Origin of the sequence: Curtobacterium sp. GC_Cur_3 (assembly GCF_026544205.1) — a bacterium.
Lineage (GTDB): Bacteria > Actinomycetota > Actinomycetes > Actinomycetales > Microbacteriaceae > Curtobacterium.
The window spans coordinates 66,292-78,226 of the sequence record NZ_JALNUI010000001.1; the positions used below are offsets into that span (position 1 = coordinate 66,292).

Annotated in this window: 13 protein-coding genes; 6 read left to right on the forward strand and 7 right to left on the reverse strand. The window is 71.9% G+C overall.

All coding sequences use genetic code 11. The features are described from left to right. The first annotated feature begins 1 nt into the window (after position 1). Entirely contained in the window at positions 2 to 790 is a 789-nt protein-coding gene (locus OXR63_RS00305) for an SGNH/GDSL hydrolase family protein (protein ID WP_267419246.1), read from the forward strand. Here OXR63_RS00305 and OXR63_RS00310 read toward each other — a convergent pair. Both OXR63_RS00310 and OXR63_RS00315 read right to left on the reverse strand, forming a co-directional pair. Further along, positions 787 to 2,034 carry a D-alanyl-D-alanine carboxypeptidase family protein gene (locus tag OXR63_RS00310; RefSeq protein ID WP_267419247.1) on the reverse strand — a complete coding sequence of 416 codons (1,248 nt, stop codon included), beginning with the start codon at positions 2,032 to 2,034 and terminating at the stop codon, positions 787 to 789. The genes OXR63_RS00305 and OXR63_RS00310 overlap by 4 nt on opposite strands. A gap of 89 nt (positions 2,035 to 2,123) precedes the next feature. After that, positions 2,124 to 2,942 (reverse strand): TrmH family RNA methyltransferase, encoded by an 819-nt coding sequence (locus tag OXR63_RS00315; RefSeq protein WP_267419248.1) that lies wholly within the window; start codon positions 2,940 to 2,942, stop codon positions 2,124 to 2,126. A gap of 96 nt (positions 2,943 to 3,038) precedes the next feature. Between OXR63_RS00315 and OXR63_RS00320 the strand changes: the two genes are divergently transcribed. Both OXR63_RS00320 and OXR63_RS00325 read left to right on the forward strand, forming a co-directional pair. Continuing rightward, a complete protein-coding gene (locus OXR63_RS00320; protein WP_267419249.1) occupies positions 3,039 to 3,872 on the forward strand; it encodes a Sir2 family NAD-dependent protein deacetylase in 834 nt (277 codons plus the stop codon). A gap of 86 nt (positions 3,873 to 3,958) precedes the next feature. Next, positions 3,959 to 4,597, forward strand: a complete 639-nt coding sequence (locus OXR63_RS00325; RefSeq protein WP_267419251.1) for a histidine phosphatase family protein — start codon at positions 3,959 to 3,961, stop codon at positions 4,595 to 4,597. 50 nt (positions 4,598 to 4,647) lie between these two features. On the opposite strand, the gene OXR63_RS00330 is transcribed toward OXR63_RS00325, so the two are convergent. Then, entirely contained in the window at positions 4,648 to 4,857 is a 210-nt protein-coding gene (locus OXR63_RS00330; protein WP_267419253.1) for a hypothetical protein, read from the reverse strand. Between the two features lie 170 nt (positions 4,858 to 5,027). On the opposite strand from OXR63_RS00330, the gene OXR63_RS00335 reads away from it, so the two are divergent. Further along, positions 5,028 to 5,801: a hypothetical protein gene (locus OXR63_RS00335; protein ID WP_267419255.1), complete on the forward strand. Its 774-nt coding sequence runs from the start codon at positions 5,028 to 5,030 to the stop codon at positions 5,799 to 5,801. A gap of 15 nt (positions 5,802 to 5,816) precedes the next feature. Here OXR63_RS00335 and OXR63_RS00340 read toward each other — a convergent pair whose 3' ends face one another. Together OXR63_RS00340 and OXR63_RS00345 are read right to left on the reverse strand one after the other, a co-directional pair. Further along, positions 5,817 to 6,887, reverse strand: coding sequence for a glycosyltransferase family 4 protein (locus OXR63_RS00340; protein ID WP_267419419.1), 1,071 nt, complete (start codon positions 6,885 to 6,887; stop codon positions 5,817 to 5,819). A 5-nt stretch (positions 6,888 to 6,892) separates the two neighbouring features. Continuing rightward, positions 6,893 to 7,885 (reverse strand): alpha/beta fold hydrolase, encoded by a 993-nt coding sequence (locus OXR63_RS00345; protein WP_267419257.1) that lies wholly within the window; start codon positions 7,883 to 7,885, stop codon positions 6,893 to 6,895. 118 nt (positions 7,886 to 8,003) lie between these two features. Between OXR63_RS00345 and treS the strand changes: the two genes are divergently transcribed. Further along, positions 8,004 to 9,758: a maltose alpha-D-glucosyltransferase gene (gene treS, locus OXR63_RS00350; RefSeq protein WP_267419258.1), complete on the forward strand. Its 1,755-nt coding sequence runs from the start codon at positions 8,004 to 8,006 to the stop codon at positions 9,756 to 9,758. An 88-nt stretch (positions 9,759 to 9,846) separates the two neighbouring features. Beyond that, entirely contained in the window at positions 9,847 to 10,593 is a 747-nt protein-coding gene (locus OXR63_RS00355; protein WP_267419259.1) for a 3'-5' exonuclease, read from the forward strand. A 155-nt stretch (positions 10,594 to 10,748) separates the two neighbouring features. On the opposite strand, the gene OXR63_RS00360 is transcribed toward OXR63_RS00355, so the two are convergent. Further along, positions 10,749 to 10,997, reverse strand: coding sequence for a type B 50S ribosomal protein L31 (locus OXR63_RS00360; RefSeq protein WP_071275272.1), 249 nt, complete (start codon positions 10,995 to 10,997; stop codon positions 10,749 to 10,751). Positions 10,998 to 11,116: 119 nt separating this feature from the next. After that, complete coding sequence (locus OXR63_RS00365; protein ID WP_267419264.1) at positions 11,117 to 11,899, reverse strand: ABC transporter ATP-binding protein; 783 nt, start codon at positions 11,897 to 11,899, stop codon at positions 11,117 to 11,119. Positions 11,900 to 11,935 lie beyond the last annotated feature (36 nt).

The following is an 11,935-nucleotide window of genomic DNA, read 5'->3' on the forward strand; positions in this document are numbered from 1 at the left end:
CGTGTCAGATCGTCATCCCTGGTCCAGGTACGTCGCGATCGGTGACTCGTTCACCGAGGGGCTCGGTGACCCCGACCCCGGAGCACCGGGTGGGAACCGCGGCTGGGCCGACCGGGTCGCCGAGGTCCTCGCGGGCCGGACGGACGACTTCGCCTACGCCAACGTCGCCGTCCGTGGCCGCCTGCTGCAGCAGATCATCGACGAACAGACCGAGCAGGCGCTCGCGCTCCGCCCCGACCTCGTCACGGTGTCCGCCGGCGGCAACGACATCATCCGCCCGGGCTCGGACCCGGACGAGGTCGCCGCACGCTTCGACCGGCTCGTCGCCGACCTGCGCCGCGACGGCGCGACCGTCGTCGTGTTCACCGGGCCCGACGTCGGCATGACCCCGGTCCTCGGGCTGGTCCGCGGCAAGGCCGCCATCTACAACGAGCACATCCACGCGATCGCCCTGAAGCACGGCGCGCTGGTGGCGGACATGTGGGCACTCCGTGTGCTGCGGGACCCGCGCATGTGGGCGCCGGACCGCCTGCACCACTCGCCCGTCGGCCACGCCACGATCGCGGCCGCGGTGCTCGACACGCTCGGCGTCGACCACGAACTCGAGCCGTTCACCCCCGAACCGCTCGCCGCCCGACCCTGGCGTGAGGCCCGCGCGGAGGACCTCGGCTGGGCGCGCGAGTACCTGGTGCCGTGGGTCGTCCGGCGCATCCGGCACACGTCCTCGGGCGACGGCATCAGCCCGAAGCGGCCGGAGCTGCAGCCGTTCGGCGGTCGGGACCAGGCCTAGACGCCGTCGGTGGACGTGCCCTGGAACGGGTTCGTCCACCGCCACCAGACGCCCGGGTCCGGGATGTCCTGCTCGAGGACGAGCGGCACCGACACCGGCGCGTGGTCCGAGACGTCGAACCGCACCCGACCGACCCGCTCCCCCTTCGTCCCGAGGGTCACGGCGTCGAGCTTCGTCGTCGCCCGCACGGTGGCCTTCCCCCACACCAGCACCTGCGCGGCCGACCGGGTGACGGCGTCGGTCTCGTCCTTCCACGGGGTCGAGTAGGTCCCGAAGGACTGCCCGCCGTGGGTCAGCGTCACCACGTGGAAGCCGTCCGCGACCGAGTGCAGCAGGCGCTGGACGTCCCCGTCGAGGGTGTCGTGGTCGACCCCGCCGAGCATCGCCCCGACGACCGTCACGGTGCGCCCACCCCGCTCGTACTGTGCCGCGAACAGCAGGCACGCACCGGCCTCGTCGAGCGTGCCGGTCTTGATGCCCTCCACCCCGTCGATCCCGAGGAGCTTGTTCGAGTTCTCGATGTCCCCGACACCCGGGATCGACACGGTCTTCGTGCCGACCACCTCCTTCACCACGGGGTTCGCGAGGGCGAGCTGCCCGAGGTCCACCAGGTCGGTCGCCGTGGACTTGTTGTCGGCGTCGAGGCCCGTCGGTTCCTCGATCGTGGTGTGGTCGAGGTCGTGCGCGGTCAGCCACGACGCAGCGGCCTCCTCGTAGGCGTCGAGCGAGCCGAACGCCCAGATCGCCAGCGCGCCGGCGTAGTTGTTCGCGGACTTCATGAGCATGACCTGCAGCGTCTGGTGCTCGGACAGCCGGAGACCCGCCGGCATCGGGGCGACCTCCCCGTTGACCGCGAGGTACTTGGCGTACAGGCCCTGCATCTCCGGCGTGAAGGCGATCGACGGGCCGTCCTGGCCGGCGCGCAGCGGCTTGGCGTCGAGGACCACGAGCGCGGTCACGACCTTCGAGATGCTCGCGATCGACCGACGCTGCTCGTCCCCGCTCGTCCGCAGGCTCTCCGGGAAGTCGGTGGCCTCGACCGCCGTGGCGCCGTACCCCGGGAAGTCCAGCGCCGGCACCGTCGAGGTCGGAGCGGCGTACCGGGTGGTCGTCGCGCTCGCCGGGGAGAACGGCACCAGGGCAGCGGCCACGAGGTAGGCGACAGCCAGGAGCAGCACGGCGACGACCGCGATCGTCACCGGTCGGCGGACGGCGGAGCGGGGGCGGCGGACGACACGGGACACGACAGCCGAGCGTACCGGCGGTGTGGACCGGCCATCCGTGGAACCGCCGGGCTGTGGAGAACGCGGGACGGGCCTCCAGGCCGGGTCCGTCAGCGCCGGGCGCGCTGGGCGGCGGCGACCGCCCAGAGCCCCACGGCGCTCGCCGCGGCGACGTTCAACGAGTCCACGCCGTGGTGCATCGGGATCCGCACGGTCGTGTCGGCGGCGGCGATGGCCGCCGGCGTCAGGCCCTGCCCCTCGGTGCCCATCACGAGCGCGACCCGTTCCGGGACGTCCGCGGCGAAGACGTCCAGGTCGACGGAGCGGTCCGTCAGCGCCATCGCGGCGAGGTGGAAGCCCTGGTCCCGCAGTTCCTCCCCCGCGGCCGGCCAGTCGCCGATGCGGGTCCACGGCACCTGCAGGACGGTGCCCATGCTGACGCGGACGCTCCGTCGGTACAGCGGGTCGGCGCACCGCGGGCTGACGAGCACGGCGTCCGCGCCGAGGCCGGCGACGCTCCGGAAGACCGCACCGACGTTGGTGTGGTCGACGATGTCCTCGAGCACGACGACCAGGCGGGCGTCGCGGACGACGTCGGCCACGGTCGGCAGCCCGGGCCGCTGCATCGACGCGATCGCGCCCCGGTGCATGCGGAAGCCGGTGAGCTCCTCGAGCAGCGCGTCCGGCCCGACGAAGACGGGTCCGTCGTGCCCGGCGACGAGGGGCAGCACGTCGTCGAGCCACTTCTCCTGCACGAGCACGCTCCGCGGGACGTGTCCGGCGCCGATCGCTCGCTCGATGACCGTGCTCGACTCGGCGATGTACAGGCCGCCCTCGGGTTCGCTGACCCGCCGGAGCGCGACGTCCGTCAGCCGCGCGAAGTCGTCGAGGCGTGGGTCGTCGAGGGAGTCGATGCGGACGGGGTGCACGGGTCTCGTTCCGGTCGGGCGGCGGTGGCTGGCGACCGAGCCGTCGTGGACGGGAAGTGGCGGGGCCGGTCGGCTGTTGAGGGTACCGTGAACCTGATGGCGACGAGCGACGCGACGAGCACCGACCTCGACCAGGCCGCTGCGCTGCTGGCGGGGAAGCGGATCGCCGTGCTGTCCGGGGCCGGGCTCAGCACCGACTCCGGCATCCCCGACTACCGCGGCGCCGGCCGGGTGGTGCGGAAGCCCATGACCTTCCAGGAGTTCCTGGCCGACCCGGGCAAGCGCCAGCGGTACTGGGCCGGGTCGCACCTCGGCTGGCGCACCTTCGCCGCCGCGCGGCCGAACGACGGCCACCGTGCCCTCGCCGCGCTCGAGGACCGTGGTGTCGTCACCGGGGTCATCACCCAGAACGTCGACGGGCTGCACCTGCGCGCCGGCTCACGTCGGGTCGTGGAGATCCACGGGTCGATGGACCGCGCCCTCTGCCTGACGTGCGGACAGGTGTTCGCCCGCGCCGACCTCGCCGCGACCATCGACCGGGCGAACCCGTGGATCGACGAACCCGGGTCCGTGCAGCTCCAGCCGGACGGCGACGTGGAGATCACCGACGTCGAGCGCTTCGTGGTGCCGGGCTGCTCGGTCTGCGGCGGGGTGCTGAAGCCGGACGTCGTCTTCTTCGGCGAGTTCGTCCCCACGGAGAAGTTCACCGAGTCGGTGTCGATCGTGGCCGACGCGGACGCGCTGCTCGTCGTCGGGTCCTCGCTCACGGTGAACTCCGGCGTGCGGCTCGTCGACCACGCCGCCCGGCGGAAGCACCCCGTCGTGATCGTGAACCGCGGCGCCACCAGGAGCGACCGCCGCGCCGCCGTGAAGATCGAGGGCGGCACCACCGAGACGCTCGTCGCCCTGGCGGAGCGCCTGGCGCACTGACGGAGCACGCCCGGCTGCCCGTCGCGCTCCCGGCCGCTCGTCGCGCACTGACGGGCCCGCTCGGGCCGCTCTGTCATGATCGTGGTGTGACGACCCACCTGTACCTCGTCCGGCACGGCGAGACCGACTGGAACGCCGAACGCCGCATCCAGGGCTCGACCGACATCCCGCTCAACGACACCGGACGCGCGCAGGCACGGGCCGCCGCGGAGCTGCTCGCACGGCGCTCGTTCGACGCGGTCGTCGCCTCACCGCTCTCGCGGGCCCAAGAGACCGGGTCGCTCATCGCCGAGCGGCTCGGGCTCCCGACCCCGACCGCCTACCCGGGTCTGGCCGAACGGGCCTACGGCGACGCCGAGGGGCTGACGGACGACGAGGTCCTCGCGCAGTACCCGCACGACGCCATCCCCGGGCGGGAGTCCCGGTCGGCGTTGCTCGCCCGGGTCACGGAGACCCTCGGCGAGATCGCCGTCCGGTTCGACGGCGGGGTCATCGTCGTCGCGACCCACGGTGCCGTCATCCGCAGCGTGGTGAACGCCGCTGCCCCCGGCACCGCCGATCGCCGGCACACCCCGATCCGGAACGGCTCGATCCACTCGTTCCGGTGGGACCCGGACCGGTTCCACGCGGAGCTCGTCCGCTTCGACGACCCGGTCGAGGAACTGCCGGCAGCGCCGGAGTCGGCCGCGTTCGACGACCAGAACCCGCTCGAGCAGCGGAGCTGACCCGCAGGCCGCGCCCACGGCCACACGGAGGCCGCGCGGCCCGCGCTGCTTCAGAAGGCGCCGAACCCGCCGACGCCGCTGTCCGGCCGCGCCGCCTTCGCCTGCGCCGTCTGCACCCCGTGGGCGCCGTCGTCCTGGGTGCGGGGCGCCAGCGGGTCCTCGAGTCCACGCAGCGAGCGGTCCCGCCGGACGCCGATCACCGCGAACACGGCGCCGAAGACGACGAGCGCCACGAACACGGCCAGCAACACGATCCCCATGCGCGCCACGCTAGCCCCACCCGCCCCTCGTCGACAGGCTGTCCGTGGTGGTCGTTGCGCGATCGTTGTCCGGCCCTGGCGTGTCCCCTCGGGCAGCCGGACTACGATCCTGAAGCACTCGACGACACGACGCCAGCGAAGGCCGTGCCGCGTGCGACACCGGGGGTGACATGACGATCGAGGGTCCGGGTGGCACCGGTTGGCACCGCGAGCAGCCGTCGGGTCCTGCCGCGTACGACGACGACGACCTCGACCGCGCCTTCGGGACGGAGACTGGCGCGGTCGCCACGCGGAGCGGCCCGCAGCGGGTGCGGTCGTGGGGGCTGCTCCTCGTCGGTGTCGTCCTCGCCGCGGGGGTCATCGTCGTCGTCCTCGGCCTGATCCTGTCGAGCGTGCAGAACGGCGTCGGCGGCTTCGTGCCCCGACCGGAGCAGAGCGCCGCGCAGTTCACCACCGCCGTCCGAGGCGTCTCCGGCATCGCGTCCGCGAAGGCGGCCGAACCGACGAAGACGTCGCTCATCAGCTACGACGTCGTCAGCGCGGTGCAGGCCGACGGTGACCTGTCCCACGCCCGCCGCGCGGAGCTGGTGCGACAGGTCAGCACCGCGGCAGCCTCCTCCGGCAGCACCGGTGTGCACGTGTACGCGCTCACCGACTTCGGCGACGTCGTCGTCGGCGTGTCCGGGTCGTCCGAGGTCAGCGCCCAGCGTCTCGCCGTTGCCGAGGACGTCAAGGCGATCGGTGGCGTCCTCCGGGTGCACGCCGTCTGGAACACCGACGGCGACGACGGCAGCCGGTCGGACGACGCGACCGCGCAGCGCGTGATCGTCGAGACCGCCGGCACCGGTGTCGGCCTGGCCGCAGTGGACCACGCGGCGAAGGAGATCGTGCTGAAGACGTTCCCCGGGGCGACCGTCGAGACGGCGATCCCGGGCAGCGTCTGACGGACCTGTCCCGGTTCAGCCCCGCCGGTCCGCCACGGCGCGCTCGACGGCCCGCACGACCTGCTCGGCCGAGTCCGCCCACCGGAAGCGCGCGGCACGGTCGAGCGACGCGGCTGATGCCTCGTCCCACCGTCCCTCGAGCCGCCGCACGGCAGCGGCCACGGCGGACGGCGAGTCCGGGTCGAAGTACTCCGCGACGTCGCCGCCGATCTCCCGGAAGATGGGGATGTCGCTCACCGCGACGGGGGTGCCGACGCCCATCGCCTCGACGAGCGGGATGCCGAAGCCCTCGTCGTGGGACGCCGTGACGAGTGCCGTCGCCGACCGGAGCGCGTCGAGGTACTCCTCGTCCGACGCCCCGTCGTGGAACACGATCGCGCCCGCGGGTGCGAGGGCCTCGAGCCGCGTCCGGTCAGCGGCCGACACCCGGGACATGCAGTGCAGCGTCCAGTCCGCGCCGAGCAGCGGCAGCGCCGCCGCGAGCGTCTCCACGTTCTTGTACGGCATGAACGACCCCATGTAGACGAGGGTCTTCGTCCGCGCTCCCCCGGCCGGCCGTGGCGTCGCCGGGTCGGCCGCGTTGTACGCCACGGTGACCGGTCGCTTCGTCAGGCGGTGGTCCGCGATCAGCCCCGCCGTCGTCTCGGACACCGTCACGACGCCGTCGGCACCGTTCAGCAGCATCCGCTGCGGCCACCACGCCAGGTGGAAGGCCCGCCAGCCCAGGCGCAGCGGCCAGGCGAACTCGCGCGGGGGCGTGCGGTTCCGGTAGTAGATGAGGTCGTGCAGCGTCAGCACGAGGGCGTAGGAGCGCCCGCGTGAGCCCATCGTCTGCATGGGCGAGAACACGGCGTCGAGCCCGAGCCCGTTGACGCGCCGGGCGACGAGCGGTTCGCCCGGCTCGGTCGGTGCCGGCACGAGCTCCCACGGCAGGTCCCGCGGCAACGAGGCCAGCTGCCGTTCGTCGTTGACGAGCAGCACGGCGTCGTGGCGGTCCGGCAGGTGCGCGGCGATCCCGGCGGTGAACCGGCTGATGCCGTCGTGGCGTCCGATGCGGACGTACCGGCAGTCGATCCCGATCCGCAGGCGGGTCACGACGCGTTCCCCCGGTCCGACGCGCTCCCCCGGTCGGACGCGCTGCCACGCTCCGGCCGGGAGGCTCGCCCCGGCTTGGCGGCGCGGCCCGGCTTCCGCACGGGGTCGGCCATGCGCCGCAGGGTCGCCTCCGCCGCGGCGGCGGGTGTCTCGTAGTGCACCAGGTGCCCGACCCGCGGGATGACCACCAGCTCGGCGTCCCGCATCCGTGCGGCCAGGGCCCGCTGCTCCGGCACGGCGGTGATGTCGTCGCGCTCGGCCGCGATGAGCAGCACGGGGACGGTGATCCGGTCCGCGTACTCCGAGACGTCGTGGGTGACGGACGTGCGGAAGGCCTCGAGCACGCTGGTCCGGTCCGCGAACGCCGAGAAGTACCGGTCGTGCTGGTCGTGCACCCAGCGCCGCAGGTCGGGGTCGTGCGACTTCAGCATCGCGACGCTCATCGCGCGGACGATCGCCCGGTTCCGCAGGATCCCGAGGCCGAGCGGTCGCGGCAGGGCGGCGCCGGCGCGGTAGTAGGCGATCGCGATGCCGGTGCCCACGGCGCGCGGACCTTGCAGGGCCGGGGCGGCGATCGGGTTCACGAGGACCAGCAGCCGGGTGTCGAGCCCGGCGGCGACCGCGGCGGACACCACGATCGAGCCGAACGAGTGCCCGAGCACGACGGCGCTGCGGTCGAGCCCCAGAGCGGTGTGGAACGCGCGGAGCCACGCGACGTAGGAGTCGAGGTCGGACACCGTCAGCGGGTCCGACACGCCGAAGCCGGGCAGGTCCGGCACGATGACCCGCACGCCGACCAGGTGCGCGGCGATGGACTCGAGTCCGTGGTGGTCACCGCGGAACCCGTGCACCGCCAGAACGGTCTGGGTGGCGTCCGTCGGGCCGTACTCCCAGTAGTGCGTGGTGCGGCCGCCGACCTCGACGGCGCGGTGGACGACCGGGGTCGAGGCCATCAGCGACTGGTACGGGGAAAGGACGGGCGATCGCATCCGCGTCAGTCTAGGACTGCCGTTCGCCCTGACCCTGGAACACGTTCGGCCGGACGCGCCTATCGTGTCCGGGGCGGGCCTGGTGACAACCGGTCCGTCTCTGACGACGAGGAGCACGGTGACCTTCACAGCCCCGATCCAGCTGCCCGGACTGACGCTCGATCCGCTCTGGTACAAGCGCTCCGTGTTCTACGAGTGCATGATCCGGTCCTTCGTGGACTCGAACGGCGACGGCACCGGCGACCTCCAGGGGCTCATCAGCCGCCTCGACTACCTGCAGTGGCTCGGCGTCGACGCGCTCTGGCTCCCGCCGTTCTTCCGCTCGCCCCTGCGCGACGGCGGCTACGACATCTCCGACTACAAGGCGATCCTGCCGGAGTTCGGCACGCTCGAGGAGTTCCGCGAACTCGTCACGAAGTCGCACGAGCGCAACATGCGCATCGTGATCGACATGGTGATCAACCACACCTCGGACCAGCACGAGTGGTTCCAGCAGTCCCGCGAGGACCCGGACGGCCCCTACGGCGACTTCTACGTCTGGCGCGACACCGACGAGCACTACGAGAACATCCGCGTGATCTTCGTCGACACCGAGGAGTCGAACTGGACGTTCGACCCGGTCCGTCGGCAGTTCTTCTTCCACCGGTTCTTCTCGCACCAGCCCGACCTGAACTTCGAGAACCCGGCCGTCGTCGAGGCCATCTACGACGTCGTCCGGCACTGGCTCGACCTCGGTGTCGACGGCCTGCGGCTCGACGCCATCCCGTACCTCTTCGAGTCCGAGGAGGGCAACGGCGAGGGCGAGCCGGAGACCCACGAGTTCATCAAGAAGATGCGCAAGATGGTCGACGAGGAGTACCCCGGCCGCGTCCTCATCGCCGAGGCGAACCAGTGGCCCCGCGAGACCGCCGCGTTCTTCGGCACCGACGAGGAGCCGGAGTGCCACATGGCGTTCGACTTCCCCGTGATGCCGCGCATCTTCTACTCGCTCCGCGCCCAGCACGCCAAGGAGCTCTCCGCGATCCTGTCGGAGACCCTCGACGTGCCGGAGAGCGCCGCGTGGGGCGTGTTCCTCCGCAACCACGACGAGCTCACCCTCGAGATGGTCAGTGAGGAGTACCGCCAGGCGATGTACGGCTGGTACGGCTACGACCCGCGGATGCGCTCGAACATCGGCATCCGCCGTCGTCTCGCGCCGCTGCTCGACAACTCCCGCGCCGAGCTCGAGCTCATCCACGCGCTGCTGTTCTCGCTGCCCGGCTCGCCGTTCCTGTACTACGGCGACGAGATCGGGATGGGCGACAACATCTGGCTGCCGGACCGCGACGCCTCGCGCACGCCGATGCAGTGGACGCCGGACCGCAACGCGGGCTTCTCCAGCGCCGACCCGGGCAAGCTCTTCCTGCCCGTCGTCCAGTCGCTGGTCTACAACTACGCGCAGGTCAACGTCGAGGCCCAGCTCGCGCAGTCCCGGTCCCTGCTGCACTGGGTGCGCAACGTCATCCACGTGCGGAAGGCCCACCCGGTGTTCGGCATGGGCTCCCTGGCCGTGCAGCAGTCCGACAACGAGAGCGTCCTGGCGTTCGTCCGCTCGTGGGAGGGCTCCGGCACGCAGTTCGGCCCGTCCGCCGAGGACGTCCTCTGCGTCTTCTCCTTCGCGGTGAACGCGACGACGGCGACGATCTCCGCACCCGAGTACGCCGGACGCCCGCTGTACGACCTGTTCGGCGGCGCCTCGTTCCCGTCGTTCGACGACGAGGGCAACGTCACGCTGACCCTCGGCACGCAGTCGTTCTACTGGCTGCACGTCGGTGCCGCGCCCACGCAGCAGGCCCCGGCCGCTCCGGCAGCGCCGGCGGCACCCGCCGCGTAGTCCACACCACACGCCCGCCGGGAGGCCCCACTCGCTCCCGGCGGGCGCGTCGCGTCGAGGTGTCGGTCGCTCCGGTTAGCCTCGTGGTGTGACGTACTCCGCAACCGAGCTGGACGCCCCGGCCACCGCTCAGGACCTCTCAGCCCGACCGTGGTGGCACGCACTCGGCGTCTTCGACCTCGAGACCACCGGCATCGACGTCGAGACCGCCCGGATCGTCACCGCCCACGTGGGCCTGATCGACATGACCGGGCGCAGCATCGTGGAGGGCGCCTGGCTCGCCGACCCCGGTGTGCCGATCCCCGAGCAGGCCTCGGCGGTCCACGGCATCAGCACCGAGCGGGCCCAGGCCGAGGGCCGCCCCGCGGGAGAGGTCGTCGCGGAGATCGTCGCCGCGATCGAGGCCGTCTTCGCCCGGGGCATCCCCCTGGTGATCTACAACGCCCCGTACGACCTCACCCTGCTCGACAGGGAGGCCAAGCGGCACGGCATCGCCTCCCCCGTCATCGGCAACGTCGTCGACCCGCTCGTGATGGACAAGGCGCTCGACACCTACCGCAAGGGCAAGCGCACGCTCGAAGCCGCGGCGGAGACCTACGGCGTCACCCTCTCCGACGCCCATGACGCCGGCGCCGACGCCATCGCTGCCGGGCGCGTCGCACAGGCCATCGCGCTGAAGTACCCCGACGACCTGACCATCTCGGCCGAGGAACTCCACCGCAAGCAGGTCAACTGGTGCGCCGACCAGGCCGTCTCGTTCCAGGACTACATGCGGAAGAAGCGCGACCCGTCCTTCATCGCCGACGGCCGCTGGCCCCACCGCACGGCCGACTAGCCACAGCACCAGGAAACGGACACTGCACCGGAGACCCTCCCGGTGCAGTGTCCGTTTCGTGGTTCCGTCGTCCGTGAGGCCGTGCCGGAGCGCACCGTACAACGCACACGGGCGGCCCTCCGAAGGAGGACCGCCCGTTCCGTGTGCAGGACTGCTTACTTGCTGAAGCCCTTGAAGCGCTGGTTGAACTTCTCGACGCGACCGGCCGAGTCGAGGATGCGCTGCTTGCCCGTGTAGAACGGGTGCGACGCGGACGAGATCTCGACGTCGATCACCGGGTAGGTGGCACCGTCGAGCTCGATGGTCTTGTCGCTGTTCGCGGTCGAACGCGTCAGGAACGTCTCACCGGAGGCCAGGTCGCGGAAGACGATGGCGCGGTACTCGGGGTGGGTCTCGGTCTTCATGAGGTGATTCCTTGGGTGGATAGCGGTGTTGAGAGCGGGGCGGTCGCCCCGGAAGTCTGCGGCTCACGCCAGCCGTCAACGTTACCAGACGGCGGGCCCGAACGGGAGCAGGACGCGGCTCAGGCGGCGCGCGCCGTGAAGCGTCCGGCGTCCTTCGTGACGGTCAGCGCGATGCCGAAGGCCTCGCTCAGGGTGGCGTCGGTCAGGACCTCGTCGATGGGGCCGGCGGCCTGGATGTGCCCGGAGGCCAGGATCAGGGCGTGCGTGAAGCCCGCCGGGATCTCCTCGACGTGGTGCGTCACGATGACGATCGCGGGCGAGTCCGAGCTCTGCGCGTACCCGCCGAGAGTGCGCACCAGGCTCTCGCGGGCGCCGAGGTCGAGCGACGCGGCCGGCTCGTCGAGGAACAGGATCTCGGGGTCGGTCATCACGGCCCGGGCGATCTGCACGCGCTTCTGCTCGCCGTCGCTGAGCTCGCCGAAGGTCCGGTCGGTGAAGGACCCGAGGCCCCACTCGTCGAGCACGCGCTGGGCGCGACGGACGTCGAGCTCCTCGTACTCCTCGTTCCAGCGACCCGTGACCGAGTACGCGGCGGTGAGGACCACGTCGATGACCTTCTCGGTCACCGGGATGCGGCGGGCCAGTGCCGTGGACGCGAAGCCGATGCGGGGCCGCAGCTCGAACAGGTCGGCGCCGCCGAGTTCGGTCCCGAGGACCTCGACCTCACCCGACGTCGGGAAGCTCTGGGCCCCGGCGACCTGCAGCAGCGTGGTCTTGCCGGCACCGTTCGCGCCGAGCACGACCCACCGCTCGTCGTCCTGCACCTCCCACGAGACCGCGTCGAGGATGGTGGCCCCGTTCCGGACCACGGACACGTCTGACAAGCGCACAACCGAGGGCATGCTCCAACCCTACGCGAGCGGACCGTCACCCGATGT

What these genes read in the sequence shown, in the direction of transcription:
- OXR63_RS00360 (WP_071275272.1), bottom strand. Translation starts at nt 10,997, where the DNA reads ATGAAGACCGAGACCCACCCCGAGTACCGCGCCATCGTCTTCCGCGAC.
- OXR63_RS00335 (WP_267419255.1), top strand. Translation starts at nt 5,028, where the DNA reads ATGACGATCGAGGGTCCGGGTGGCACCGGTTGGCACCGCGAGCAGCCG.
- OXR63_RS00320 (WP_267419249.1), top strand. Translation starts at nt 3,039, where the DNA reads ATGGCGACGAGCGACGCGACGAGCACCGACCTCGACCAGGCCGCTGCG.
- OXR63_RS00365 (WP_267419264.1), bottom strand. Translation starts at nt 11,899, where the DNA reads ATGCCCTCGGTTGTGCGCTTGTCAGACGTGTCCGTGGTCCGGAACGGG.
- OXR63_RS00330 (WP_267419253.1), bottom strand. Translation starts at nt 4,857, where the DNA reads ATGGGGATCGTGTTGCTGGCCGTGTTCGTGGCGCTCGTCGTCTTCGGC.
- OXR63_RS00345 (WP_267419257.1), bottom strand. Translation starts at nt 7,885, where the DNA reads ATGCGATCGCCCGTCCTTTCCCCGTACCAGTCGCTGATGGCCTCGACC.